Annotated in this window: 25 protein-coding genes and 1 pseudogene; 10 read left to right on the top strand and 16 right to left on the bottom strand. The window is 55.3% G+C overall.

The features are described from left to right. Nucleotides 1–16 precede the first annotated feature (16 nt). Complete coding sequence (locus tag ACP15L_RS18200; RefSeq protein WP_425085256.1) at nt 17–2056, bottom strand: TonB-dependent receptor domain-containing protein; 2040 nt, start codon at nt 2054–2056, stop codon at nt 17–19. Nucleotides 2057–2294: 238 nt separating this feature from the next. Here ACP15L_RS18200 and ACP15L_RS18195 point away from each other — a divergent pair, with 238 nt between their 5' ends. The 4 genes from ACP15L_RS18195 (at nt 2295) to ACP15L_RS18180 (ending at nt 6044) form a co-directional block, all read left to right on the top strand. Continuing rightward, nucleotides 2295–3347, top strand: coding sequence for a hemin-degrading factor (locus ACP15L_RS18195; protein ID WP_425085255.1), 1053 nt, complete (start codon nt 2295–2297; stop codon nt 3345–3347). A 71-nt stretch (nt 3348–3418) separates the two neighbouring features. Then, nucleotides 3419–4198 (top strand): heme/hemin ABC transporter substrate-binding protein, encoded by a 780-nt coding sequence (locus ACP15L_RS18190; protein ID WP_425085254.1) that lies wholly within the window; start codon nt 3419–3421, stop codon nt 4196–4198. After that, nucleotides 4195–5268 carry a FecCD family ABC transporter permease gene (locus tag ACP15L_RS18185; RefSeq protein ID WP_425085253.1) on the top strand — a complete coding sequence of 358 codons (1074 nt, stop codon included), beginning with the start codon at nt 4195–4197 and terminating at the stop codon, nt 5266–5268. Before ACP15L_RS18190 ends, ACP15L_RS18185 begins: the two co-directional genes overlap by 4 nt. Before the next feature lie 2 nt (nt 5269–5270). After that, nucleotides 5271–6044 carry a heme ABC transporter ATP-binding protein gene (locus tag ACP15L_RS18180; protein ID WP_425085252.1) on the top strand — a complete coding sequence of 258 codons (774 nt, stop codon included), beginning with the start codon at nt 5271–5273 and terminating at the stop codon, nt 6042–6044. Nucleotides 6045–6162: 118 nt separating this feature from the next. Here ACP15L_RS18180 and ACP15L_RS18175 read toward each other — a convergent pair whose 3' ends face one another. The 8 genes from ACP15L_RS18175 to ACP15L_RS18140 form a co-directional block, all read right to left on the bottom strand. Beyond that, nucleotides 6163–6567, bottom strand: a complete 405-nt coding sequence (locus tag ACP15L_RS18175) for a hypothetical protein (RefSeq protein WP_425085251.1) — start codon at nt 6565–6567, stop codon at nt 6163–6165. A gap of 30 nt (nt 6568–6597) precedes the next feature. After that, complete coding sequence (locus ACP15L_RS18170) at nt 6598–6744, bottom strand: hypothetical protein (RefSeq protein WP_425085250.1); 147 nt, start codon at nt 6742–6744, stop codon at nt 6598–6600. Nucleotides 6745–6984: 240 nt separating this feature from the next. Continuing rightward, nucleotides 6985–7287, bottom strand: coding sequence for an SH3 domain-containing protein (locus tag ACP15L_RS18165; RefSeq protein ID WP_170690236.1), 303 nt, complete (start codon nt 7285–7287; stop codon nt 6985–6987). A gap of 685 nt (nt 7288–7972) precedes the next feature. Then, nucleotides 7973–8695 (bottom strand): alpha/beta fold hydrolase, encoded by a 723-nt coding sequence (locus tag ACP15L_RS18160; RefSeq protein WP_425085249.1) that lies wholly within the window; start codon nt 8693–8695, stop codon nt 7973–7975. Continuing rightward, nucleotides 8692–10236: an ABC transporter permease subunit gene (locus ACP15L_RS18155; protein ID WP_425085248.1), complete on the bottom strand. Its 1545-nt coding sequence runs from the start codon at nt 10234–10236 to the stop codon at nt 8692–8694. The genes ACP15L_RS18160 and ACP15L_RS18155 overlap by 4 nt, the downstream gene beginning before the upstream one ends. After that, entirely contained in the window at nt 10233–11288 is a 1056-nt protein-coding gene (locus tag ACP15L_RS18150; RefSeq protein WP_425085247.1) for a quaternary amine ABC transporter ATP-binding protein, read from the bottom strand. The genes ACP15L_RS18155 and ACP15L_RS18150 overlap by 4 nt, the downstream gene beginning before the upstream one ends. Nucleotides 11289–11357: 69 nt before the next feature. Continuing rightward, on the bottom strand, nt 11358–12317 hold the full coding sequence (locus ACP15L_RS18145) for a glycine betaine ABC transporter substrate-binding protein (protein ID WP_170377011.1): 960 nt from the start codon (nt 12315–12317) through the stop codon (nt 11358–11360). A 32-nt stretch (nt 12318–12349) separates the two neighbouring features. Further along, complete coding sequence (locus ACP15L_RS18140) at nt 12350–13393, bottom strand: D-cysteine desulfhydrase (RefSeq protein ID WP_425085308.1); 1044 nt, start codon at nt 13391–13393, stop codon at nt 12350–12352. Between the two features lie 164 nt (nt 13394–13557). On the opposite strand from ACP15L_RS18140, the gene ACP15L_RS18135 reads away from it, so the two are divergent. Next, complete coding sequence (locus ACP15L_RS18135) at nt 13558–14460, top strand: LysR family transcriptional regulator (RefSeq protein WP_425085246.1); 903 nt, start codon at nt 13558–13560, stop codon at nt 14458–14460. Nucleotides 14461–14616: 156 nt separating this feature from the next. On the opposite strand, the gene ACP15L_RS18130 is transcribed toward ACP15L_RS18135, so the two are convergent. The 4 genes from ACP15L_RS18130 to ACP15L_RS18115 are packed head-to-tail and all read right to left on the bottom strand — an operon-like array spanning nt 14617 to nt 17574. Continuing rightward, on the bottom strand, nt 14617–15048 hold the full coding sequence (locus tag ACP15L_RS18130) for a c-type cytochrome (protein ID WP_425085245.1): 432 nt from the start codon (nt 15046–15048) through the stop codon (nt 14617–14619). Next, nucleotides 15045–16355, bottom strand: coding sequence for a multicopper oxidase family protein (locus ACP15L_RS18125; RefSeq protein ID WP_425085244.1), 1311 nt, complete (start codon nt 16353–16355; stop codon nt 15045–15047). The genes ACP15L_RS18130 and ACP15L_RS18125 overlap by 4 nt, the downstream gene beginning before the upstream one ends. Before the next feature lie 8 nt (nt 16356–16363). Then, nucleotides 16364–17230, bottom strand: coding sequence for a copper resistance D family protein (locus ACP15L_RS18120; protein WP_425085243.1), 867 nt, complete (start codon nt 17228–17230; stop codon nt 16364–16366). Nucleotides 17231–17232: 2 nt separating this feature from the next. Next, complete coding sequence (locus tag ACP15L_RS18115) at nt 17233–17574, bottom strand: copper resistance CopC family protein (RefSeq protein ID WP_425085242.1); 342 nt, start codon at nt 17572–17574, stop codon at nt 17233–17235. A gap of 545 nt (nt 17575–18119) precedes the next feature. Between ACP15L_RS18115 and ACP15L_RS18110 the strand changes: the two genes are divergently transcribed. Genes ACP15L_RS18110 through ACP15L_RS18100 form a run of 3 tightly spaced genes read left to right on the top strand, consistent with a single transcriptional unit; the run spans nt 18120 to nt 20586 of the window. Then, nucleotides 18120–18683, top strand: a complete 564-nt coding sequence (locus ACP15L_RS18110) for a GbsR/MarR family transcriptional regulator (RefSeq protein ID WP_425085241.1) — start codon at nt 18120–18122, stop codon at nt 18681–18683. A gap of 41 nt (nt 18684–18724) precedes the next feature. Continuing rightward, on the top strand, nt 18725–19426 hold the full coding sequence (locus ACP15L_RS18105; protein ID WP_425085240.1) for a DUF4166 domain-containing protein: 702 nt from the start codon (nt 18725–18727) through the stop codon (nt 19424–19426). Beyond that, nucleotides 19423–20586, top strand: a complete 1164-nt coding sequence (locus tag ACP15L_RS18100) for a saccharopine dehydrogenase NADP-binding domain-containing protein (RefSeq protein ID WP_425085239.1) — start codon at nt 19423–19425, stop codon at nt 20584–20586. Before ACP15L_RS18105 ends, ACP15L_RS18100 begins: the two co-directional genes overlap by 4 nt. 294 nt (nt 20587–20880) lie before the next feature. Here the strand turns inward: ACP15L_RS18100 and ACP15L_RS18095 are convergent, their stop codons facing one another. The 3 genes and pseudogenes from ACP15L_RS18095 to ACP15L_RS18085 all read right to left on the bottom strand — a co-directional run. Then, nucleotides 20881–21891, bottom strand: coding sequence for a cytochrome d ubiquinol oxidase subunit II (locus ACP15L_RS18095; protein WP_425085238.1), 1011 nt, complete (start codon nt 21889–21891; stop codon nt 20881–20883). Between the two features lie 6 nt (nt 21892–21897). Continuing rightward, on the bottom strand, nt 21898–23271 hold the full coding sequence (locus ACP15L_RS18090) for a cytochrome ubiquinol oxidase subunit I (RefSeq protein WP_425085237.1): 1374 nt from the start codon (nt 23269–23271) through the stop codon (nt 21898–21900). Nucleotides 23272–23377: 106 nt separating this feature from the next. After that, nucleotides 23378–23601: pseudogene (locus ACP15L_RS18085) on the bottom strand (hypothetical protein); the annotation flags it as partial. A 590-nt stretch (nt 23602–24191) separates the two neighbouring features. Between ACP15L_RS18085 and napF the strand changes: the two are divergent. Together napF and ACP15L_RS18075 are read left to right on the top strand one after the other, a co-directional pair. Beyond that, the gene (napF, locus tag ACP15L_RS18080) at nt 24192–24704 is read left to right on the top strand and encodes a ferredoxin-type protein NapF (protein ID WP_425085236.1); all 513 of its coding nucleotides are present in this window, start codon (nt 24192–24194) and stop codon (nt 24702–24704) included. Continuing rightward, the gene (locus ACP15L_RS18075) at nt 24701–24973 is read left to right on the top strand and encodes a chaperone NapD (protein ID WP_425085235.1); all 273 of its coding nucleotides are present in this window, start codon (nt 24701–24703) and stop codon (nt 24971–24973) included. The genes napF and ACP15L_RS18075 overlap by 4 nt, the downstream gene beginning before the upstream one ends. The last annotated feature ends 12 nt before the right edge of the window (nt 24974–24985 follow it).

Here is a 24985-nt window from a genome sequence, read left to right as displayed (position 1 = left end):
TTCTTTCTTTTCTTGATCAGAAGGTTTTGGCCACGGTCAGCTTGAAGTTCCGGCCCGGCGCATTGCGCGTCGACAGGTTCGGCAGGTAGTTTTTGTCGAAGATGTTCTCGATACCTGCCCTAACTTCGAACCCTGCGAGCGCGCCTTCTTGCGGGAAGTAGGACGCGCGCAGTGTGTTCACGCCAAATCCGGCAACCGGGTCGCCTGAGGAATCAAAGCCAGACCTGGCTCCGAAAAGCTCCCAGCTGACATCAAGCGTTTCGCCAAACCGTTTGCCGAATGTGATCCGCGCCGAATCCGATGGTTCGTTGCGCCAGCGGGATTCCTGCCCGTTTTCATTGGTTTCCGTGCCGCTTACGACGTTGGCGTTAAAGTCGACATAGAATCCGCCAACGTTCGCATATGATGCTTCAATTTCCACACCGCGCGTTTCGACCTTGTCCAAAAGGACCGAGGCTCCGGTAATCGGATTCGACTGAGTGTACGATGTGACATCCCGCAAGTTGGTGTCGTAGAAATTCACCTTGGCGCGCACGACATCGCCCTCGGCAAAGATATCTCCGCGATTGAACGAAAACCCTGCTTCCCAGGTGCGCGATTTCTCGGGTTGGGTCATGAATACCGGGGTGCCAAGGTCGTCGATGATAGGCAGGCTTTCAGTGTACGCACCGCCGCCAAAGATGCCGAAACCGTTTGCGAATTCGTACCGCGCCGACAGACCCCCCATCAGAGCATCGTTATCGTAGCTCTCATTGAAAGGTGCTGTATCGCCATCCCCCTCGATGTCCTGCGTTTCGTAACGCAGCGCTGGTGTGATGGTCAGTTGATCGCCGATCTGAATGTCATCGACAGCGAACAAGGCAATCCGACGATCGGTCCCACCAGGAGCTGACGGGGCATCCAGACGCTCTCGATTGATGAACTCGATCCCGGCTCGAAGATCATGCGAAGCGATTCCAGTTTGGAAATACGAGGTATTCTTGATCGTCAGTTTGGTGGTTTCATAGTTATGTGACGCGTCCGCCAGAGCCCGAATGCTTGGGAAAAACGGAGTTCCCTCTAAGCTAGAGGAGCCAGGAACATAGCTGCTGTCGATGGACTGCTCGGAATAACTGAGGTTCACATCCAAATCGATCAGATCGTTGTCTGCTGGCCGGTATTGATATCGCAGGATGCCAATCCGGGTTTCGATATCACGATCCACATTTCCAAAAGCGTCTGCAGATGTACCGAATGAGTCATACGGAACGTCCCGTTCTTCCGAGGTCGATTGGTTCCATGATGCGGTAATCGAATGCTCCAGGTTGTCGCCGAAGCTGTATTTACCCTTCGCCAACAGGGAAGGCAGGGTAAAGGCGCTGTTGCCGATCGAGCCGCCATTCCCGTCTTCCTGATCGTCTTGATCGCGATAGGTGTAGTTGAACAGAAACTCGGTCTGCTCGTTCGGCTGCCACGCCAGAATCGACGATGAGGCAAAGCCGCTTCCGTTCGAATAGCCTTCCAACGTCTGACGGAACCGGAAGCCGGGCTCACCGCCGGTGAAATCCGAGGCGTCTTTGGTTTCCAATTGAACCACGCCTCCCACGACGCCCGAGCCGAACTCAAACGACCCGACAGTGCCCCGGATCACGGAGACGCTTTTGTAAAGCTGTGGATCGGTGAAGAGTTGGTTGCCGATCCTATATAGCTCTTCCGAACCGGTTGTTGCCCCGTCGATCAGAATGAGAACTTTCTGGTCGGTGCCGAAGGTGCTGTTGGCGCCGAAGCCGCGAATGTTGATACCTGACCCCTGTGGTGTCGAGCCATTCACCAGAGTCACACCAGGCACCGTATCGATCAGCTCTGCAACCGTGTTGGCCTGACGGTCATTGATTTCTTCCTGATCGATATTGGTAATAGGTACTGCGGTGTCGGTCTGGATTTCCCGTTTGCTTTCGCCCAGCTCAAGAGTGCCTAGGAACCCATCATCCTGTTCTTGCGCCCAAGCGGCCGCTGCGATCAAACTGAGGCAAGAGGCGGTACCAAGCAGGCCCGCCTTTCGAATTGAAGCACGCATTTCTGTCCCTTCGAGTGGTTTGAGGACCGGAGATGCTTGCAGTTCGCTGGCTAAGGTCTGTCTTTTTTGGTGTTTTTTGGAATCGCCTTTCAGCGATGACTTGTGCTCGCTAATAAAACTTACTAAAATAGTCAACATATTTCCGTGACTGAGTTTGCAGTCACTGCCAGCGGGCCAATGACGGGATCATGGGCCGGGCCAGCGCCTCACAGAACCACTCGATGATGGGAAATCCACTATGGAACAGGTGCTTACGGCCCCTCAGGATATTCGTGCTGCCTATGCAGAGAAGGCTGGCAAACGTGATCGCGATCTGGCGGAATCACTTGGTTTGTCCGAAGGACAGCTGGTGGCGGCCTTCGCTGGGCAAGGTTCAACAAGGCTGACATCCGACCTAGATACGCTTTTTGGCCAGTTAAACGGGTTGGGAGAGGTCATGGCGCTGACACGCAACCCGTCCTGCGTGATTGAGAAAGTCGGGCAATACGACAACTATCATCCCAGCGCCCATGCTGCGATGGTCCTAACCCAAGAGATTGACCTGCGCATGTTCCCCAGTCACTGGGTTCATGCCTTCGCGGTCGAGCGTGAAACGAAATCCGGAACACGCCGCTCGATTCAAGTATTTGATGCGGCCGGAGACGCGGTTCACAAGATTTTCCTCCGAGACGGCTCGGATCTGGATCACTGGACACATCTGGTACAGATGCTGGCCGCAGACGATCAATCACAGACGATGACTGTCGAGCAGCGCAAACCAGCCGAGGCACCCAAGGCCAATCCAGACAAAACTGAAGTCCTGCGCAATGAGTGGGCTAAGATGACGGACACGCATCAGTTCATGCGCTTGACGTCAAAGCTCAAAATGAACCGGTTGGGGGCCTACCGTATCGCCGGTGCGCCCCTGGTGCGGGCACTAAATCCGGACACAATTCCACAGATGTTTGAACAGGTGCGTGATCAAAAGCTTGAGGTCATGGTCTTTGTTGGCAATCGCGGTTGCATTGAAATCCATGGTGGTCCGGTCAAGAAGCTGAAACAGATGGGGCCTTGGTTGAACGTGCTGGACCCGGATTTCAACCTGCATCTGCGCACCGATTATATTGCCGACGTCTGGGCCGTCACCAAACCCACCCAACGAGGACCCGCTGTTTCAGTTGAAGCGTTTGACGCTGAAGGCGGATTGATTTTTCAGATATTCGGTCGACGCGCCGGCGATACTGACCACCGCCCCGCCTGGGATGCTTTGGTCGCAGGATTGCCCGACGAAGTCAAAAAAGAGGTGGTGTAGTGCGACGGTTCTTATCACTCTGCACAGCTGCTTTTCTCTCAGCCACTACTCTGCAAGCAGAAGAACTACGCGTGATCGCGATCGGCAGTTCAATCACCGAGATCATCTATGCTCTCGGGCAACAAGACCGGCTGGTGGGCCGTGATCGGACCTCAACTTACCCGGCCGATGCGATGGATTTGCCGGATGTGGGTTATCGGCGCGCTCTTTCGCCCGAAGGCGTGCTGTCCGTCGCACCCGACCTAATCCTGGCATTGGAAGGCTCCGGCCCGCCAGATGCCATTTCGGTGCTTCAAGAAGCCGGTGTGGAATTTGTCACAATCGACGAAGAGTTTACCCGAGATGGGATAGTAGAAAAAATCCGCGCAGTGGGCGCTGCTTTGGGCATTGAGGCTGAAGCCGAAGAGTTAGCTGCAAGCGCCGCGCAACAACTGGACCAGGCGCAAGAGAGTGCCTCGATCTCCGCTGGTGCGGACCCGTTGAGTGTGTTGTTCATCCTTTCGGCACGGGATGGCGAAATCACCGTCGGTGGGGCCAACACTCAGGCCGACAGCATTATCAGAATGGCAGGCGGTGAGAATGCTGCGGCTGGCGTCAATGGCTTCAAAACCATGACGCCAGAAGCGTTGGCAGTCACCGCGCCCGACGTGATCCTGATGATGGAGCGGCGCGGCAATCACGGAACTTCGGACGAAGACCTTTTTGCAATGCCCGCGATCCAACTGACCCCGGCAGGGCAGAACAAAGCCCTGATCCGTATGGCAGGTGCGTATCTTCTGGGCTTTGGCCCGCGTACAGCAGATGCAATTTTGGACCTATCGGCGGCGCTGCAAAACGCGAGCGGATCATGACGCTGGCGTTAGACCACGGCGCTCCGATGCGCGCTGACGCGCGAAGGATCAGGGCCAGGCGCGTGACGCTGTTTCTAGTTGTCGTCCTGACCGTAACAAGTGTGGTCAGCGTCTCGGTTGGAGCGTCCGAAGCCTCGCTGACGATTGCGGTCTTGGACTTACTTCAGGGGCGTGAGTTGTCGGACCTGAACCGGATCATTCTATGGGACATTAGACTTCCCCGTCTGGCGATGGGCATACTTGTTGGAGCGGCGCTGGCAGTCTCGGGCGTGGTGATGCAAGGGCTGTTCCGCAATCCGCTGGCCGATCCTGGCATTGTCGGCGTGAGCGCGGGTGCTGGGTTGGGCGCGATATCAGCCATCGTCTTTGGTGGCCTCCTGCCTCGCACGGTCCTCGCCTGGGTAGGCGACGGGCTGGTTGCCTTTGCGGCCTTTCTGGGGGGATGGGCCTCGGTTCTGATCCTTTATCGCGTGTCAACGCGTCAAGGGCAAACATCGGTCGCCACAATGCTGCTTGCAGGCATTGCACTGGCGGCTTTGGCCGGAGCTGTATCCGGAGCGATGATCTACATGGCTGACGATCAGCAACTCAGAGACCTCACCTTCTGGGGTATGGGTTCGCTTGCTGGCGCAACGTGGGTAAAGGTTGCAACGGCTGCCCCGATTATTCTGACCGCAATTGTGTGCACACAGTTTCTTGCCCGTGCTTTGAACGGTTTGGCGATGGGTGAGGCCATTGCCCATCACATGGGTATTCCAGTCCAGCGAAGCAAAAACCTCGCGATCCTGACGGTCGCTGGGGCAACTGGTGCCGCCGTTGCCGTGTCGGGTGGCATAGGCTTTATCGGAATCGTGGTGCCGCATCTGCTGCGTCTCAGCACTGGACCAGACCACCATCGCTTGCTGATGAATTCAGCTCTGCTGGGGGCCACGCTACTGTTGTGCGCAGATATGATCAGCCGCGTGATCGTCGCTCCTGCGGAGTTGCCAATCGGGATCGTGACCGCGATCCTTGGTGCGCCGGTGTTTTTCTGGATCCTGCTTCGACGCCATGGCTCAATGGGAATGTAAGTATGAAAGCTGAAAACATAAGCGTCCGCATCGGAAGCAAAGAGATCCTGAAAGGCGTGGATTTTAAAGCAGAACCCGGGCAAGTCACGGCCATCATCGGCCCGAATGGATCCGGTAAATCCACTTTGCTGAAAGCACTGTCGGGAGAAATCCAAAGCTCCGGCAGGATCTCATTAAACGGCCACGAGATCACGGCACTAAAGCCTTGGGAATTGGCGGCCATACGAGGCGTTCTTCCGCAGGCAACAACTGTGGCTTTCCCCTTCTCTGTGCACGAAGTCGTCAGGCTTGGTCTGGCGAATGGCTTGGCTGCCGAAGACGACACGTTGCCGTCTCGGGCATTGATGCAAGTTGACCTCGGAGGCTTCGAAACGCGGTCCTACCAGAACCTATCTGGCGGTGAGCAGCAACGCGTTCAGATGGCGCGTGTTCTGACGCAGGTCTGGGACACCAAAGATCTGGATCAGCAGCGCTGGCTGTTGCTGGATGAACCCGTTGCAAGCCTGGACATCGCACATCAGATCATCGTTCTATGCATCGCGCGGGACTTCGCTGCCCAAGGCGGAGGTGTTGTAGTGGTTATGCACGATCTGAACCTGACAGCTTTGTTCGCCGACAAGGTATGTATTCTGAGCGAAGGGAAAGTCTGGGCGTCTGGCACAGTGTCAGCCGTTCTCAACAATGAGACGATGCAGCAGGTCTACGGTATCGACTTGCCGATCAACACGATACCTGCGGGCGGGATGCCATTTGTTTTGCCGCAGTCGATGATCTGAATAGGATAGTACGTCCGTTTTTTCAAGCGTGAAAGATACCGCGAGCCGGATACCAATGGGTTCGCTGCATACACCGTTTCAAACGATACATCCACGGCCCATAGGAAACATCCAGCGGCTACCACTGCACCCCAACCAGAGGTCGGATCGCCTGAGCTTTGTTCTCAGAACTTGATGCCCGCTCGAGGATCTCAAGCAAGCTTTTACTGGGCGGCATCCCCTTCAGCGCCCGGAGATCAACCAGTTGCAACCGCGGATCAAGCGCTGCCTTGGCCTTCAGTGTGAACTCTTTCCGAGCGAAATCCCAGTGTTCCGACAAGAAGACATCAATCGCGCCAGTGTGTACATCGACCGACCTCATGACATCGTCATGGTAGGGTTGAACCTGCACGGCGGTGTCTGGTGCCAAAAGCGGTAAGACAGCGCCCAGCGCACCTTTGACGACTCTGGCCAACAGGTTCTTTTCATGCGCCAATCCGACAAGCACCTTGTGACGCAGGACATAAGCGTCGGCTTTGGTCATTAGCCTGTGACTGTCCTAAAATGCGATAGCCTAACCTTCGACGCCGTCTAGTGCCCGTGCATCCGTCCGGAGCCGGTGCATGTCATAGACACTCTCGAACTGCTCGATGATCGGAACGCTATGCCGTGTGGCAATCGCCATCAACTCCATTGGCGGCATGTTAGCCCTGGTCCGCACATGCCGGATCCCCGACAAGGTCAGCAGCAGACCGTTATAGGCCAGATCCGATCAGAGACACAGGCTTACGCGCGGGCGTTACAACAATCGTCTGGAAGTATGTATTTTCACCAAGGTCGCGACCGATCCAGCGAATGCGATGATTAAAGCGATTAAACACATAGTCACCGAATAGCCCTACAGCGAAGATAGTTTCCCTGTCGCGGCAGAGAACAAACTGCGTCCTCTGGATTGGTCACATCATATCTTTCGCAAATAGGCCCAAGAGACATATCCTTTGAGCTGACGCACGCGATCCAGCGACACACGACACCAACGGGTGCTGCCGGTTTGTTCACAACTGTGAACCCGCACGGCAGTTCCATTTGGAAGACCAACAATTACTATGTATCCCGTTCCCGGCCCAGCCCTCATCTTCAACATGTCACCCTCTTCGACACCATAAACCTCGTATCGCCCAAGAGAGGCCGCCGTAGCAGAGTCAGTTGTCACAAGTATCCCGAGAACAAATGCCACAAGGGTGATGAAGATTGTACTGCGCATTGATTTTTCCTGCCTGTTTCCTCAGACACTATCTTAGCGAGCCGGATCGACAAGCGGAACAACTCTAGCAAGCTGAACAATATTCAGAGTCTGTAAAGGCTAGTTGACAGATCGTGTTGCCAAAAGGTTTGGTCGGTTTGCCGGTGCTCCTCTGGCCACCAGTCTTCGGCTTCACTCTTCCAGAACCTATTTGGGTTGTATTCGTCCGTTCTGTCCGTCCTCAGCGATTTTGGGACAAATGGCTCCTTGATCTAAGAGGGGATTTGGTTCATCTGGTCGGATTTATTTTGCACTGGACTTCTGGTGAAGCAGACGCCTGATCTCGATTGCCTTCTGTTTGATCCTTTCTCTTTAATTGTAATGGTTTTCCCAGGAGCCAAGTAAACATTCTATGGCATAAGGTTTTGTAGGCCTTTGGCCATACCAAAGCGCGGACGTCAGTATTGTTAAACAAGATCTAGATACCCGTCCGATTTGCGATTTCTGAAGGTACTCGCGCCTCGGTCGAGAGGTGAATGTAAGACAAACGGATGATCGGCTCTGACTAACTTTGGCCGAGCCATTTTCACAAGCGTTTCGCCATCATTCGCCGCATGAGCAAATCTGAGGGCAGCTCGGTTTCAGATTGCGCAAACAAAGTTGCCTTCGGCTGGACCCCTGCCATTGAAAAAGTCGGCTGCACACCTCAGCTATCCAAAAAGTCGGATACAAGGTGTTGAAAAAGTTCGGATTTCTCCGCATGGAGAGCGTGGGCGCAGGCCGGCACGACAGCAAGCGATGTATTTGGGATCGCCTCCCAGAGCATATTGGTTTGGCTCCATGGATATGTCCGATCTTTGTCGCCCCAAAGGACGAGGGTCTCTTGCTGGATTTGGGGGAGGTTCTGTTCTCCTGACCAAACTTGCATCGCGTCTAAGCCCGCCTCCAGAGCCGGCAGCGCGGTTTGAGCGGCAATCGCGGCGCAGTGCTCATATCCGGGTGCAGCTTCGCGATCCAGAAACCAAGTTGCTGCGATCCGGCGTGTGGTGGCCGCTGCGCCGTCTTCCGCAGCGCGCTTTTTACTCTGTTCAATGGTCTCGAACCGCCCTGGTAAAACACCGATGGCACCAGTTGCGTAAAGCACCAGGCGTTTAATCCTTTCAGGATCGCGCAAGGTAATTTCCTGAGCGATCATGCCGCCCATGGAGTGACCCAGCAGAAAATACTCCTCCACCCCAAGGCTGCGGAGGTGCCGGACGACCCAATCCGCATATCCGCCAATACTGTCGATTGGCGGCAGATGGGCATTTGCTCCGAACCCCGGCAGGTCAACGGCAATCACATCAGCGTGCTGCTGCAGGGTATCTCTACACCCATCCCATTGTGCGCTGCCCCCCATGAAACCATGAACCAGGACAAAGGGGGTCACTTTCGCTGACCTTGAACGATCCGATCAAGGATCATCGCGCAGAAGAGAATGGCAAAGCCTGCGAGGATACCCTGGCCTACATTGGCGTATTGCAGCGCCTCGAGGACGTCTTCGCCCAGCCCTTTCGCACCAATAAGCGAGGCCACCACGACCATGGCCAGCGACAGCATGATTGTCTGGTTGATGCCTGCGCGAATGGAGGGGCTGGCGAGCGGCAGATCAACCTTAGTGAGAAGGTACCACTTGTTGGCGCCAAAACTGATCGCGGCTTCACGTACGCTCTCAGGAACACCGCGCAGGCCCAAAACTGTAAGGCGTACCACGGGTGTCCCGCCGAAGATCATGGTGACGATGACTGCCGCTGGCTTGCCAACCCCGAAAAAGGCAATCACAGGCACCATGAAGACAAAGGCAGGCATGGTCTGCATGAAATCCATGATTGGCTGGATGAAGGCGTAGAACCGCGGTCGACGCGCAGAGAACATGCCCAAAGGAATGCCAATCACGATGGAAAGCAGCGCCGCTGTGCCGAGAAGCGCCAAAGTGGTCATAGCTTTTTCCCAAAAGCCGAGAAGGCCCATATAGGCCAGAAAGGCGCCAGACCATATAGCCATGCGCAAACCAGCCGTGAGCCATGTCAACAGAACGATCAGCGCGGCCACCACGATCCAAGGGGTCTGAACCAACGCAACCTCCATGGCATCCAGCAACCAGCGAATGGCCGCGGTGAGCCCGTCAAAGAATGCCACACTGTTGGCGACGCACCAGGCGATAAATGCTTCTACGCTGTCAATACTGGCCAGGCGAATTGAGTTATCTGTCGGGAATTCGCTAAGAAATGAAAAACGGCCCGGGAAACTATAGTGGACCATTGCAGTCGCGACCAGCAGGATCATAAAACCTGCGCTGAAGACTATCTGGCTGACCGGCATGCCGGAGCGAATGGTGCGGTCTGAGAGCCAGTCAGAGAACCGGGCCTCCAGTGTCCAGTTGGCGGCCACAGCCTGGATGAGCTTGGCGACAAGCAAGATGACAACACCGGTCAGAGCAATCGATGGGCCTTGCGCGGCAAGCAACTCTGCCTCAGCGCGGAAGCCTTCTATATTGGCTTCCAGCCCTTCGATCTGGCGTTGAATGGCCGCGGCTCGATCCGAGCCGCTCTCTTGAGCTGCCGCAAGCTGCTGGTAGCGCAAATCGAGGGTACCTTCGATCGAGGTCACACGGGCTAGCGCGTCTGCTCCCAGATCTCCGAATAAGCCCCGCGCGATCTGCACAAAGCCGATCGCCTCGACGACAAGAAACGCCAATGCCCATGACCAAAGCCCGCGTGCGCCGAACCAGATCGGACCAAAGAGCCCGGCCATCACATTGAAGGTCGCTGTAAAGCGTGCGGAAGCCCCGATCTTGTCGAAATTGCGGATGTAGTAGTCGGGGCTTGTGCGCACAAAGGTGCGGATATTCTCGCGGCGTTCCTCGGCATAGGCCTGCGCGGCTTCGCTTTCTGTGTCTTCAAGGGGGTTCACACCAAGATCTTCGCTCATGACATTTCCGTCCCTTCAATCACGGTGCGCAATAAATCTGCGCGAGTGATGACACCTTTGTCCTCGCCGCCTTCGGAAACCAGAACCGGCCGTTCGTCGTCGATGGCTCGCGTAATCAAAGCTGAAAGCGTCTCATTGTGGTCCACCCGATCAATGTCAGCAGTCAGTGGGCCGTACGTAGCGAGATAGCTGTCCAAGGGCTGCATCGCCGCATGAGCATGCACCACCTTCAAGCGCGATATCCCGGCTACGAAATCAGCGACGTAGTCATCAGCGGGATGCATGACAATGTCCTCAGCCGAGCCGATCTGCACCATCTTGCCGTCACGCATGATCGCAATCCGGTCTCCAATGCGAACGGCCTCATCAAGGTCGTGGGTGATGAAGATCGTGGTCTTCTTAAGGATTTTGGACAGCCGGATGAACTCATCCTGCAACTGCCGCCGGATCAGGGGATCAAGTGCGGAGAATGGCTCATCCATCAATAGAACATCAGGATTGGCCGCGAGCGCACGGGCAAGCCCCACACGCTGCTGCATACCACCAGAGAGTTCGTGAGCGAATTTCGACCCCCACGCCCCCAGTTCGACAATGTCGAGAATGGCGGCCGCCTGCCGCATACGCTCGTTTTTGGCGACCTGGCGGATTTCCAGCGGCATTGCCACGTTGTCGAGGACCGAACGGTGGGGCATCAGAGCAAAATTCTGGAACACCATGCCGATTTTCCGGTTGCGGAAAGCCTGAAGCTCCTTTGTGCCGAGCGCCATGACGTCCGTGCCCTCGATCTCGATCTTGCCTGCCGTCGGTTCGAGCAGGCGATTGAAATGGCGCACGAGTGTGGATTTGCCGCTCCCTGATAGGCCCATGATACAAAAGATCTCACCGCGATTGACGTTGAGGCTGACATCGGCCACGCCCACCACCGCGTTGAATTCAGCAAGGACTTCAGCCTTGGTCAGCCCCCGCGCACGAATGGCTTCCAGAGCGGCCTCAGGTTTTGCCCCGAAGATTTTCCAGATGTTGGAAATTTCGATTACAGTCTCGTCGCTCATCCGCCCACCCGTGCGTGCCTTTAAGTGGGGCAGCACCGCTAGGTGCTGCCCGTTGTTTTTTGGTCTGGCTCAGAGACCCAGCATCGCATCTACGCGCTCGGAATTGGCGTTAACCCATTCGGCTGCAACTTCTTCAGCATCGCGCCCATTGGCACTGATCTCGAAGGCCAGCGAACTCACGTCATCGGCGGTCAGGGAGAAGTTCGCAAAGAATTCCGCAATCGCCGGCGAGCGATCCCCAAGCGAGTTGGACCAAGCGATCTGAACTTCCTTCAGAGCGTCCTTGCTGGCTACCATCGACTTGTTGTACCAGTCAGGGTCGTCGGAGGGCTGCACCATCACGTATTTTTCAGGGTCATAAGTCGGTTCGGTCAGCATCACCACGTCAAACATGTACCAGACGGCATGCGGCTCATAGCAGTAGAAGGCATATCCTTCTTTTTTGGCGATACTGTCCTTGATGCGCGCGGTCTTAACAGCTTCCTCGGCGCGGATCGGATCGATGAAGTCCAACAGGCCATAGTCGCGCACCTTCACCTCGTTCACATTGGCCGAGGCCCAGCCGGGTGCACCGATCCACATCTCACCCTTACCGTTGCCATCGCTGTCCATCGCGGCCGCCACATCGGGGCGTCCAAGATCCGCGATGTCGGTGATATTCATCTCTGCGGCAAAGTCTTTGGAGACGCAGAAACCCTGATTGCCCTGATAGGGGTTCGATGACAACGTTACGGTGCCAGCACCATCAACATATTGCTTGGTAAACGCTTCCTGATTTGGCAGCCATACATCGGGGTGCACATCGATATCGCCCTTACCCTGATCCATCGCTTGAAAGATTGTGGCGTTGTTACCGGGCACGTACTCCACCGTGCCGCCAATGCGGGTGGTCACGATCTCACCCAAGACATGGGCAATAGCCTGTGCGCCTGTCCAAGTAGGAACACCGATCTTAACCTCTTCAGCGGCAAGTGGTGCGCCGAGAGCTGAAACCAAAGCCGCGCTGATCAAGTATTTTTTTAGTTTCATTTGATATCTCCTTGTTGGTTTGTTGTTTATTTTCAGGCCACGTAGCCAGGAAGTTCGAAAGTTTCGGGATAGCCAAACAGGGCCGCGCTTCCGCCGGTATGCAGAAAGACGACATTGTCCATGCCGTCGAAATAGCCTTTGCGGGTTTGGTCGATGAGCCCATCCAAACCTTTACCTGAATAGACCGGGTCGAACAAAAGTCCTTCGGTGCGGGCCAACAGCTTAAGCGCGTCAACCATCCCTTTGGTAGGAAGACCATATCCTGCACCGACGTAGTCGCAATTTGCACGTACATTTTCTCGCGCAATGGGCGTACCCGTCTCCATATATTCGACAGTGCGCATAGCCAGATCATGGACCATGCCTTCCTGTTTGTCTTGTGGGGCACGCACGCCGATGCCCAAAAGGTGAATGTCACTTTCTAGGGCCGCAAGACCGGCGACCAATCCGGCTTGTGTGCCGGAGCTGCCGGTCGCATGGACCAGCGCGTCGATTTTTAAGCCGGCATGGGCCGCCTGTTCGCATAACTCGCGCGCGCAGTTCACGTAGCCCAATGCCCCGATCGGGTTGGATCCACCGCCCGGAATGATGTAGGGGTTTTTGCCTTCTGCCTTCATCCGCGCGGCGCAGGCTTCCATCTCGGCATTCATGTCCGCACCACCGGGACGCTTGGAGACGCTGGCGCCATGCAAACGATCCAACAGGACGTTTCCATTCAGAATATAGCTCGGGTCATTGGAACCCGTGCGATCCTCAAGAAGTATATGGCACGCAAGGCCAAGTTTTGCGGCCGCCGCTGCTGTTTGACGCGCGTGATTGGATTGCGTCGCCCCCTGCGTGATGATGGTATCTGCACCTTTCTGGACAGCGTCAGCCATCAGAAATTCCAGCTTACGGGTCTTGTTCCCACCCGATGAGAGGCCGGTGCAATCATCCCGTTTGACCCACAAACGTGGACCACCCAAAACCTCACTCAGGCGATCCATCGGCTCCAAAGGCGTAGGAAGATGACCAAGCGATACCCGGGGAAATTTCGCCAGCGTCAGCGATAGCTCCTTGCACAAGCTCAAAACCATCTCCGGCGCGACCATCGCGTCACCGCCGGTCATCTGAATTGTCTCAGCCACCACACTCTCCCTGCTTTTGCCCACAGCCAAACAGTTTCAAAAGAAAAAGAATAAAAACAGTGCATATTTCGCAGGCTGCCCATACATTTTCTTTGGGTATAACGGAGATGCGGATGAATATGCTGTGGTTTGACGATGTTCTGGCCCTTCTGGAAGAGCGGAACATGACACGGGCCGCGGCCCGCAGAAACATCACGCAACCCGCGTTCTCAAGGCGTATTCGCAGTTTTGAGGAGTGGCTGGGGATTGAAGTTCTCGATCGCAAATCGAACCGGGTCGAGATCAGTCCCGCACTGGCCTCGAACGAAGCCGAAATCCGCTCTTTGATCGCCAGATTAAATGACCTGCGCACAAAAATTGCGCAACATGGCCCCACCGTTTCGATTGTGACGATCGCCGCAACACATGCATCGGTCGTCTCCACCTTCCCTGATATGGCATTGCGTGCACGTGCAACGTTCAAGGGGCTCCGGTTTCGTCTCAGAACTGCCAATCTGAACGATTGTGTCACTCTGTTCCTGCGCGGCGATACCAACATGCTGCTATGCTATGAGGCGCAAACCGTCGCCCCAATGCCGTTCGGAGCAGGCATTCGTCGCGGCACTTGGGGTCACGACTACCTCATTCCAGTCATCGGTGGCGGATTGCGGTACGCAGTGCGCGGAAACGGTGACGTGCCTTTGGATACGCCGGCCATCGTCTATCCCGAAAACAGCTACTTTGGTGAGGCATTGAACAAGAGCAAACTTCCGTTCGGAACCGCCGATTTCAGCAAAAACCCCGTTTGCCAGACAGCCTTTTCAAGTGGAGCAAAGGAAATGATCCTTAACGGTCTCGGTGTTGGTTGGCTGCCGTTCAGCATGGTGCACAAGGAAATTGAAAGCGGCGAGCTAATCTCCCTACGCAACCAATTGGGTCAGGAAAAGCTCGACGTGGTGGTCTACGCCCACCACCAGACCGAGATAGCGAAAACGTTGCTTGATTTCTGGACAAACAAGCCGTCTTCAAAGTCTTGAGGCGATAAATCGCAAGCTCTGGCCAGAGACCAAGACAATCCGGTGGAACCGAATTTTGAGTGACGGAACCCTTCAAAATGAAGGCGTTGCCCTGTGCGTCTTGGCAGCAAGGGGGCCTGACCCTACCCCTACAAAGCGCGGAGAAGACCGTTTTCCTCAATTGTGCGGCGGATTGCGACTCGCTTGCATTTCCTGAACGCGATCGGGCCAAGTTGACCTGATATAAGCCAGAATATCCCAAATCTCATTTTCGGTGAGTTCATCACTAAATCCCGGCATGCCGCTTGCAAAGCTGGTGACCCCACGTACGGCTAACGCTGCTTCGCCACCAAGTCGTGTGTACTCAAAGAGAAGCTGATTATCATGGTGCCAAGTGTGCCCTGTCTCATCATGCGGTGGTGCAGGCAGAACACCATTGTCATCAGGTGTCTGCCAATTTGGTTGTCCTTCCAGGTTGACGCCATGACAGGACGCGCAGTGTTCGCCGTAAAGAACACGCCCATTGGTCAAATCTCGGTCTTCCATTTCGTGGCTGGCAATTGCCTCGCTCGCAACGCCACATAGAGCCAGTACCAACACGCGTTTCATACGACTTCCACCCATGTTTTCATGCCAGCCGCCTGATGCCCTAGCATGTGACAGTGCAACAGCCATTTACCGGGATTGTCGAACACGCAAACGATTTCGCGGGTCTCACCGGGATTGACTAGCGCCGTATCCCGGAAAGCGCCTAAGCTGCTGTCCGCCCCGACTTCAAAGAAATGATGCCCGTGCAGATGGATGCCATGCGGGAAACGGGTGTCGTTTACCAGACGGATGCGCGCCGTTTGGCCACGTTCAAACTTGTGGAGCGGCGTATCCGATAGGCCAGATTGCCCGTTAAACGCCCAAATGTCAGTTTGCGTGCTTACGGGACGGCTCATCGCCCCGCCTTGCATGGTGAGCGACAGGTCCACAGCATTGTCCAGATCCGGCTGCTTCCGCTCGTTTAGTGGCAGTGTGGGAATAGCGGACAGTTGCCGCGTGCTGTTTACCTCTTCAACCGGAATTTCACCCAACAGGTAAGGATCGTCGCGCGTTGGGAAAACAAAGGCGATGCGATCAGCTGATGTTACGTCAGCAATGATATCTGCGCGTTGAGCCGGTGAGAGAATGAGGTTCGAAACCTCTTGCGGGTTCGGCAGTGGCATACCGTCGAACGCAACGATTTTGCCCTCGATGCCTTCAAGCTCAATCGGGAATATCCGGTCTGTTGCGACATTGATCAACCGCAAGCGCACGCGATCACCGCGCCGGACCGGCGTATTTGGTTCTACAAGCGCGCGGGCGTAGTTCCCCAACCGCCCTTGATGCGCCTGGTCGTGCCTGTTCTCAAAGCCGTCGACAAGCGCTCCGTCTTCGGTGATGCGCCAGTCGTCAATCATAACAATCAGATCGTGATCCACATCGGGCGGGCTTAGCTCCTCAACAATCAGCGGCCCGTAGAGACCTCTGGCAACCTGTTCCCAGGATCGGTTATGGGAGTGATACCAGAACGTCCCCGCATCGGGTGCTCGAAAGCTGTATTCGAACTCAGCACCCTTCTCGACAACGTCTTGGGTCATCCCCGGCACGCCATCCATCGCATTGTCGATGCGCAGCCCGTGCCAATGGACGGCAGAACCTTCACCAATCTGATTCAGGAACCGAATATCAAATGTATCACCCTGACGGGCGCGAAGCACCGGACCGGGCGTACTGCCATTAAAGCCAAGCATCGGAGTTGCCGGATCACCTTCGGGCAGAATTTGCGCATTGACCGGCTGTGCGACCAGTTCAAAGGGCGCTGATGCAAGAGCGATGCGCGGTGCCAGTGCCGCCGCGCATGTTGTGAACAGGAAGTCTCGCCTTTTCATAGAATGCCTCAATTCGGTAGGGTCAGAACGCTGGTGAGCGTCGCGGTGGCGACAAGCACCATCAGTATGACCGTAGTTTCGATTTCAATCGAGCGCGCTAGATGACGCGCCGCCTTATCGTCCCCTGCTTGCATGGCTGGAACGAAGCGGAGTTTGTTTGCGGCCGCCAACGTCAGGACCACTCCTACAAGTGCAATTTTGATCAGAAGGGTTTGACCGTACCCGGTAGTCGTCAGCGCCCTCACATCGCCCAACAACATCCAAGCCATTATTAGCCCTGCCAAAATCATAGCAGGAACAACAATCGAAGCCGCCTGGCCAAATCGATGGCCCAACTTGGATGCGTCGCTCAGATATTCTTGCCGTAGCGAAAGGGTGCGCAGCGGTCCGAGGATGCCGATCCAAAACGCGACCCCTAAAAGGTGCAAGAGCAAGAGCAAGCGAACACCTGTTGGTTCCAATTCAGGAATATGCCCAACCTGAGCAAAGGACCACAAAGCAAGCAATCCACCCGCGAGGGCGATCCATTGCCCAACAAAGGGAATAAACACTCCGGCGAGGATTAGTATGGCTCCAGTGATCCGATAGACGAGAACGTCGCCAACCGATGTCTGCCACAACAGACCGAGCATTTCAGGATCGATCATCCCATCGGCCCCACCCGTCAGGGCAGCGCCAAGCAGCATGAACCCGAGGACAGAGGCAACAAGCGCAAGCGCCGCCAACAGCACAACCTGCAGACGCACCCTATCGCTGAGAGGCGACAAAAGGTCGGTGAAAGCAATCTGAGTGATCAAAAGCCCAGTCGAACCGCCAATACCGACATAGAGTATTAGCTTGGACAGTATTGCGCCTATTCCCCAGATATCGGGCATACTCAGTCCACTGTAAATGTGAATTCACCCTGCATGGCATGCCCGTCCACACCCAAGCCCCGCCATTCAATTCGATAGATGCCTTCACCCATACCTTGAAGCGGGAGCGCGAACGCGCGGCTAAAACTTGTCTGGTCTCCCAAGTCGAGCGTGACGGCATGCGCATCCTGATGGATCATGTTAACCTTTGTCAGGCGAATATCATCCGTGAAATTAAAGCTGATCTCAGAGGGCACCTCAGTAACTGTCGCGCCGTCTTCGGGTGTGGTGGTGTCCACTTTCGAATGGGCAAAAGCGTTTGTGGCAAGCGCGGAAATCAATGCAACTATAGTGAGCATTTTCATCGGCAAGTTCCTCAGTTCATTCCATTGACGCACTGTATTCTGCTGACGTAGTCGATGACCATAGCCACGTCACAAAGGGTTAAGCTTTCACCAGATGCGTGTCACCAAGCCGTTGCTCACAGCCCGAATCTGAGACTTCAAGTGAAAACCAATGCTGCGGGCACGTCGAAATTTGCAAGCACTATCCGCACTCAAAAATTTTGAATACGCTTAAGCTCTCCAATCGGAGAACAGTTGGCTGTGTTTCTGTTCTCAGCTTATTCTAAAAAACCCTCTTTCCGACCCCCCAACTTATCCCCTTATTACGCTTTCTTTTTGCGCGCGACTTGACGTAAAGCCGAAAAGGGCAACGCACCGATCTGGGCGCATGTAAAGTTATCGTTGAGATCAAGCGGACGGCCTAAATCAAAACGCTCACGAAAAACCTTTTTCAGCCAGTATTTTACCTCATATTTGACGCTTCAGCTCCCGTTCCACTTAGCGTTGTTGTTTGAAATTCCAATCGTGCTATTGATTTTCAGTGCTTTATGCCTGATATTTCTGTCATGACAGAAACTATCGACACAACGAAATCAAATGCCGCAAGCCAGTTCATCCTGTATTGGGGCGACATGGGGAACCAGTGGGGCGTCAATCGTTCCGTGGCACAAATACACGCGCTTTTGTACCTCAGCTCCCGACCACTCAATGCGGAACAGATTGCTGGGTCTCTAGGCATTGCCCGTTCCAATGTGTCCAACTCTCTAAAGGAATTGGTGAGCTGGCGGCTAATCCGTCGCGTTCCTGTACCGGGGGATCGGCGCGAACATTACGAGGCCGAGGTAGATGTTTGGGAGATGGGGATCCGTATCGCTCAGGGGCGCAAAGAGCGCGAGATCGATCCCGCTACACAGGCTCTGCGCGCATGCGTTGCCCAAGCTGAAACCGAAAGCGGGTTGGACCCAATCACGCTGCAGCGGATGCAGGATATGCAAGAGTTCCTGTCAACGGCCGACACATGGTTTCGCGACATGCTGACAGTGCCCCGTCCGAAGCTGATGATGTTGATGAAAATGGGAGCCAAGGTTGTTTCCCTGCTCAGCCTTACCGGAGGCAAAAAGAGCCACTAAAAAATTTTACCCTCTGTTTCTCTTATGACGGAAATAACAGAATGCTCGAAATGAACGAAACCTCAACCGAACCTCGAACAGAGCCAATTCAACCGCAATTCAATACCGCCTGCGACCAGGACGACCGGTTCAAAAACCTGCTGGGGACTTCGGCATGGGCCCGTTTGCCCAAAGCAATTCGGCGCAGATTCAGCAAACGGTTGCTGGGTGATGCCAGCCTTGCCTATCAGGGGCGCGTGATCCACATGCAGATGAACTTCATTGGACGCGCTTTGGCCATTGTCCTGCGAGTTATCGGAGCACCGCTGCCTTTCGATCGCACCTCTGTCGGTCGCTCCGCTGTGGTGACAGTCACAGAAGATGCGGCAGCGGACGGTCAATTTTGGATCCGGCAATATGGCCGGGCCAAAGGGTTTCCGCAGATGGTTGGCAGTTCCAAACGCTTTGCCGGACCAACCGGGTTGGAGGAATATATAGGCTTTGGGATCGGCATCTCGCTCAGACTCAAAAGCACACGGACCGGCCTCTACTTCGTCAGTGACCGGTATTTTCTGAAACTGGGACAAAGACGGCTGTCTTTTCCGCGATGGGCATGCCCAGGGCGTCTGGTGGTCGGCCACGAAGAGCTTGGTGGTGGATATTTCCGATTCACCTTGGAACTGACACATCCGTTGTTTGGCGCGTTGATCTGGCAGGACGCCAACTTCCGCGATGCGGAAATAGTTCGGAGCATCAGGTCATGAAGGTCGTGATCATAGGGGGGTACGGCGTTTTCGGATCTCTGACTGCCCGCTTATTGGCGCGGGACGGACACCAGCTCTGGCTGGTAGGACGGCATCCCGAAAAGGGACGCGCTCTGGCTCAGGATCTGAATGCGCAAACCTTAAAACTGGATGTCGGCGCAGCACCCGAGGCGCTGTTTGATCAGAAACCGGACGTAGTTATTGATGCCGCAGGACCGTTCCAACACTACCGCGACGACCCTTATGCGATCCCAAGGCTTTGCATTGCCAATCGCTGCCACTATCTTGACCTGTCGGATAGTGCGACATTTACTCAAGGCATCGAAGCCCTGAACACCGATGCCAAGGAGGCCGGTGTTTTTGTGTTATCCGGCGCGTCCAGCGTGCCCGGCCTATCTTCGTGTATCGTCGCAGACCTGATCAAAGGTCTGGAAGACGTTGACGCGATCGACATTGCAATCCTACCCGGCAACCGGGCACCGCGTGGCATGTCCGTTATCAAAAGCATCGTGAGTGGCGTCGGCCGTCCATATCAACTGTGGCGTGATGGTGCCTGGCGGACGACCCTCGGATGGACGGATCGCAAACTGTATGAACTGGAGCCGCGTATGATCCGCGCTGGATACAGCGTTAACGTTCCCGACATCGCGCTTCTTCCAGCCCTGACCTACGCTCGGACCGTAACCTTCCGCGCTGGCCTTGAACTGCCGGTGATGAACTGGGCTCTCCGTCTACTGTCGCAGCTCAGGCAACACGCGAGGCTCGAATTACCGGAATGGGCCTATTTCGCACTCTACATGATTTCACAGGCGCTCTATCCCTTTGGGAGCAACCGTGGAGGTATGGAAGTGAGTGTTTCTGGCAAATGCAACGGACGAGGCGTAACCCGCAAGTGGAGGCTGATCGCCGAAGAAGGTCACGGTCCGTTTGTGCCCGGGATCATGTGCCGCACGATCCTACGAGAGTTGCCAAACATCAAGACGGGTGCGCGTCCGTGCCTGAACGAGGTTCCACGGCCCGTGGTTGAACACGCGATGGAAGATTTGCAGCTTCGCACCGGGGTGTTCGAACACCTAGATCCGAGAGACACTGAAGAGACGGTCGGAACCATAAATCGTACCCTTAGAAATCAGATGTGCCAAAGTACCGCCCAACGATAACCCCGCGCCGAACGGCTGAGAGTGCCAAGAGTACATTTTTTTGCGGGTTGCGAGATGAGTTGCAGCTGGAGCTCGGAGTCTGAACAGACACCATGGATTTCGGCTTAATGTTCTGTTTTTAAATGGTTTTGAGAATGGCCTATTGTCGTGTTTCCAGGAGTTTCAGATCATAACACAACCAGCTACTCGAGTTTCTTGTGGTTCGGGTCTAAGAAATGGATGATCTCGGCCGCTTCAGGCTTTGCGAAAAAACCCGTTTTCCAGGTCCACGGGTCATTCAAAGATTGTCGCGGCTCAGTCGTATCGCAACTCAGTCGCCTTGCCCCGAAAGATCGTGTAGGCCATCACCGTGTATCCGGCGATCACCGGCAGAACAAAGACTGTCCCTATCAGAACGATAAACAGGCTTTCCGGAGCGCTTGCGGCCTCGTAGATCGTCAGCTGTTCGGGCACCACATAGGGGTAGAAGCTGTAGGACATCCCGAAAAATGCCAGTGTGAACAAAACGATAGACGCCGCGAAGGGGAACCAAGCCCAACTGTCGTTGCGGGTTGGCAAGTGACGCAAGGCATACCATAGCAAAGCGATCAGAATGCCCGACATGAGTGGCAGAGGCAGCAGCAGGAAGAACTCGGGGAAGGTGAACCATTTGTCAAAGATGCGCGGACTGACCCAAGGGGTCGCCAATGACACCGAAGCGATGCCGATGATCAGCCCCCAGATTCCACCTTTAGCCCAATCAACGGCTTTTTGCTGCAGCGCCCCGTCGGTTTTGAGAATGACCCAGCAGGCTCCTATGAACGAATATCCTACGGCCAGAAACACGGCCGAGATGGCGGCGAAGATCCAGGTGCCGAAAGTGCTTTCCAGCCCCATGACGTATTTGCCCAGCATGAAGCCTTGAGCCAAAGCGGTCATCAACGAACCCGTAAAGAAAGCCGTGTCCCAACCATTTTTGTGGTGCGCCGGGGCTTTGACCCGGAACTCGAACGCGACACCGCGCAGGATCAGGCCAATCAGCATGATCGCCACCGGCAAATACAGCGAGGTCAGGATAACCCCATGTGCGGTTGGGAAGGCCACCAGAAGGATGCCGATGGCAAGCACCAACCACGTCTCGTTCGCGTCCCAGAACGGCCCGATAGAGGCAATCATTCGGTCCTTTTCGGCCTCATCGGCAAAAGGGAACAGGATCCCAACGCCCAGATCAAAGCCGTCCAGAACCACGTAGACAAGGATTGAGAGCCCCATAAGCGCCGCAAAGGTCAGGGGCAGCCACTGTGTCGGATCACCAAAATAAGTCATGGTTGTTTACTCCGCTGGAACTGCTTTGGGGTATTTCGGATCTGGGCGGGAGGGCTGGTCGCCCTGCGCCGCCTTCCGCGCCAGATAGAACAGCACGCCGATATAGGCGGTCAGAAGCAGGGCGTAGATCAGCAGGTAGGCCGCCAGTGTCGTTCCCACCATCGGCGCGGGGACATCAGCCACGGCTTGTTCAGTTGTCAGCACACCATGAACCAGCCATGGCTGACGGCCAATCTCGGTTGTGTACCACCCGGCCAGCGTTGCGACCCAACCCGAAAAGGCCATCGGGACCAATGCGATTTGCATGAGTTTGGGCACTCCGGCAGGTCCCCGTCCGCGCCGCATGAACAGCAGTGTCGCCCAGCTGAGCAGCAGCATGACCATACCGGTACCGACCATGATGCGGAACGACCAGAAGACAGGCGCAACGGGCGGGTGCAGCACGGTGCCGTCCTCGGCAACAAAATCATTCAGGCCGGGCACCACACCCTCTACCTTATGCGTCAGAATGATCGAAGCGAGGTTTGGAATGCTGACCTCATAGTGGTTCTCACGCACGGTCTCGTCGGGAATGGCAAACAGCACCAGCGGTACGTTTGATTGCGTCTCCCAATTGCCCTCCATCGCGGCGACCTTCTGCGGCTGATATTCAAGAGTGTTCAGCCCATGCATGTCTCCCATGAAGATTTGCACCGGGATCAACAATGCGCCCAGCCACGCGCCGGTTTTGAAGGTTGCTCGCACGTCCCGCCCGCGATCGCCGAGCAGCCAGCGGAAGGCCGATAATCCGAGCACCAGGAATGCTACCGTCAGGCCGCTGGCCAGCAGCATATGGGCCAGTCGGTAAGGCATTGATGGGTTGAAGATGATTGCCCACCAATCGGTTGCGAAAGCTACACCGTCCCGCAGCTCGAACCCGGCAGGCGTATGCATCCAGCTGTTCAGAACCAAAATCCAGAAGGCCGACATAGTTGTTCCGAACGCTACCAGGAAGGTTGCGGTCGTGTGCAACCAGTTGGGAACGCGTGAGAAGCCGAACAGCATGATGCCCAGGAACACTGCCTCGAGGAAGAAAGCCGTCAGGATCTCATAGGCCAACAACGGCCCGGCGATATTGCCCACGGTCTCCATGAAACCGGGCCAGTTGGTGCCAAACTGGAAGGACATGGTGATGCCCGAGACCACACCCATCGCAAAGGACAGGGCGAAGACCTTCACCCAAAAGCGGTAGGCATCCATCCATTTAGTATCTTTGGTTGCGTTGAAGCGCAGTTTGAAAAACAGCAGCACCCATCCCAATGCGATCGTGATCGTCGGGAAGAGGATGTGGAAAGATATGTTTGCCCCAAATTGAATGCGGGACAGCAGAAGCGCGTCCATTGTTCACCTTTAGAAGTCTTGCTTGAAAATCAGATAGGTGTGACCGATTTGGCGTTAAGGGATGTGCGACAGCCGGTCATGCGGCAGGGTGGCGCATGGTTTTGGTAGTCACGGATCCGATGGTCTGATCGGTCGGGATTTGATCAATTAACTTCGGCAACATGGGGGCATCCATTGACCCGCAGGCGCATCCGCAGGATGCTACCGAGAGGGGGCCGCATTGCTCGTCGCAACCTACACCGCCCGCACTTCAAGCGTTTCCTCGTAGATCCCTACACGAATCTTGCGCCAGATGCAGCGCTTGGTGCTGTCATGATCGCGCCTGCTCCAACGCCTAAAAACTGACAAAAGACAAATCGGCGGCTGTTACGAGTGTTCGGTAGTTTGCAAGCAGCGGGTTTTTTTTGCCTGGCTTCTTTCCTATGAACAAATTTTGCTAGAAATCTTGTGAATTCCCCAGCTGCAGAAACGCATCATAGCTGTGAGTGGCAGGTGTTTTCTGCATGTTTTTCCTATCGCTCAGCCAACTCAATTTTTCAATTCTCCTTGCTTCACCCAGAAACCGAGGGGTTCAAAATTTTGACCGCAGAGGCCGGTATCAACGTTGAATTGTGAAAAGAAAACCAAGGCGAGGTTTTGAAAGTTCAGAGACGTTCGCTGACCTCAATGTGGCATTGCGGACTTTCAAACAATCTGAACAGAGGCGTCTATCGAAGAGACTCGATGATTGGCCTGGATTGAGATGCACCGGCGAAATACGGGGGTAGAAACAAATTCTCTTCTTCTTATGCGTGAAATGTGCAAAGTTTAAAAACGATCAAGAATTAATCAAATTGAACATGACATAGGTCAATTTTTGGCCTGCGACAGTTCGATAAAGAGTTTGGTAAGTCTCGAGATCAACAGCGGACCGCAAGCCTATGAATAAGCTAGCCAGCCGCCGTGCCTTTCTGCGTGGCGCTCCGCTGCGCGAAGACCGGACAGCAATCATTCCGCCCGGCGCGGATCAGGGCCACTTTTTCGAATTGTGCGTCCAATGCGACGATTGCGTCTCGGCCTGCCCAGAACACATCATCACCTTTGATCGGCAGGGCTGGCCTGTTGTCAGCCTTGATGTCTCACCCTGCACGTTCTGCGGCGCCTGCGCCGAGGCCTGTACGACCGGTGCTTTGAAACCCGAAAACCTGAGTGATTGGCCGTGGCGGGCCCATGTCACAGCAGGATGTCTTTCGATGAATGGCGTGAGTTGCCGTGTGTGTCAGGACGCCTGCGACAGCAACGCGATTGGGTTCAAACTGTTGCTTGGGGGACGGTCGGAGCCCGCCATTGACCAACAAGCCTGTACAGGGTGTGGTGCCTGCGCCAGCGCGTGCCCCGCTAATACAATCCGATTTGAGCGCCACGAAACAGTCCCCCAGGAGAGCTTGCAATGAACATCTGCGGATGCCTTGTCCACGTCGCCCCCGACGCAGCCAAGACCGCCCAGGAGGCGATGCTAGGGTTTGACGGCGTCGAAATCCATGCCACTGCCGAAGATGGCCGTGTTGTCGTCGTGGTCGAAGACACGCCCGAAAAGCTGGCCTCCGAGACGATCATGGATCTGCACCAGATCCCGGGCGTGATCTCTCTGACCCTGACCTATCACCATTTCGAAGACCTCGCGGAGACCCGTCCGCATCTTAACGCTTCCTGCCAGACTTGAAACCGGAGACCC

The sequence above is a fragment of the Ruegeria profundi genome, assembly GCF_049800715.1.
In the GTDB taxonomy this organism is placed as follows: domain Bacteria; phylum Pseudomonadota; class Alphaproteobacteria; order Rhodobacterales; family Rhodobacteraceae; genus Ruegeria; species Ruegeria profundi_A.
The sequence above is the reverse complement of the archived record's forward strand: the minus strand, read 5'-3'. Positions and strand labels throughout refer to the sequence as shown.

Coding starts and splice junctions, on each gene's coding strand:
- ACP15L_RS18195 (WP_425085255.1), top strand. CDS start 2,295: ATGGAACAGGTGCTTACGGCCCCTCAGGATATTCGTGCTGCCTATGCA.
- ACP15L_RS18075 (WP_425085235.1), top strand. CDS start 24,701: ATGAACATCTGCGGATGCCTTGTCCACGTCGCCCCCGACGCAGCCAAG.
- ACP15L_RS18140 (WP_425085308.1), bottom strand. CDS start 13,393: ATGGTTTTGAGCTTGTGCAAGGAGCTATCGCTGACGCTGGCGAAATTT.
- ACP15L_RS18105 (WP_425085240.1), top strand. CDS start 18,725: ATGCTCGAAATGAACGAAACCTCAACCGAACCTCGAACAGAGCCAATT.
- ACP15L_RS18150 (WP_425085247.1), bottom strand. CDS start 11,288: ATGAGCGACGAGACTGTAATCGAAATTTCCAACATCTGGAAAATCTTC.
- ACP15L_RS18175 (WP_425085251.1), bottom strand. CDS start 6,567: ATGACCAAAGCCGACGCTTATGTCCTGCGTCACAAGGTGCTTGTCGGA.
- ACP15L_RS18100 (WP_425085239.1), top strand. CDS start 19,423: ATGAAGGTCGTGATCATAGGGGGGTACGGCGTTTTCGGATCTCTGACT.
- ACP15L_RS18180 (WP_425085252.1), top strand. CDS start 5,271: ATGAAAGCTGAAAACATAAGCGTCCGCATCGGAAGCAAAGAGATCCTG.
- napF (WP_425085236.1), top strand. CDS start 24,192: ATGAATAAGCTAGCCAGCCGCCGTGCCTTTCTGCGTGGCGCTCCGCTG.
- ACP15L_RS18185 (WP_425085253.1), top strand. CDS start 4,195: ATGACGCTGGCGTTAGACCACGGCGCTCCGATGCGCGCTGACGCGCGA.
- ACP15L_RS18130 (WP_425085245.1), bottom strand. CDS start 15,048: ATGAAACGCGTGTTGGTACTGGCTCTATGTGGCGTTGCGAGCGAGGCA.
- ACP15L_RS18155 (WP_425085248.1), bottom strand. CDS start 10,236: ATGAGCGAAGATCTTGGTGTGAACCCCCTTGAAGACACAGAAAGCGAA.
- ACP15L_RS18145 (WP_170377011.1), bottom strand. CDS start 12,317: ATGAAACTAAAAAAATACTTGATCAGCGCGGCTTTGGTTTCAGCTCTC.
- ACP15L_RS18135 (WP_425085246.1), top strand. CDS start 13,558: ATGAATATGCTGTGGTTTGACGATGTTCTGGCCCTTCTGGAAGAGCGG.
- ACP15L_RS18125 (WP_425085244.1), bottom strand. CDS start 16,355: ATGAAAAGGCGAGACTTCCTGTTCACAACATGCGCGGCGGCACTGGCA.
- ACP15L_RS18110 (WP_425085241.1), top strand. CDS start 18,120: ATGACAGAAACTATCGACACAACGAAATCAAATGCCGCAAGCCAGTTC.
- ACP15L_RS18165 (WP_170690236.1), bottom strand. CDS start 7,287: ATGCGCAGTACAATCTTCATCACCCTTGTGGCATTTGTTCTCGGGATA.
- ACP15L_RS18200 (WP_425085256.1), bottom strand. CDS start 2,056: ATGCGTGCTTCAATTCGAAAGGCGGGCCTGCTTGGTACCGCCTCTTGC.
- ACP15L_RS18095 (WP_425085238.1), bottom strand. CDS start 21,891: ATGACTTATTTTGGTGATCCGACACAGTGGCTGCCCCTGACCTTTGCG.
- ACP15L_RS18115 (WP_425085242.1), bottom strand. CDS start 17,574: ATGAAAATGCTCACTATAGTTGCATTGATTTCCGCGCTTGCCACAAAC.
- ACP15L_RS18090 (WP_425085237.1), bottom strand. CDS start 23,271: ATGGACGCGCTTCTGCTGTCCCGCATTCAATTTGGGGCAAACATATCT.
- ACP15L_RS18120 (WP_425085243.1), bottom strand. CDS start 17,230: ATGCCCGATATCTGGGGAATAGGCGCAATACTGTCCAAGCTAATACTC.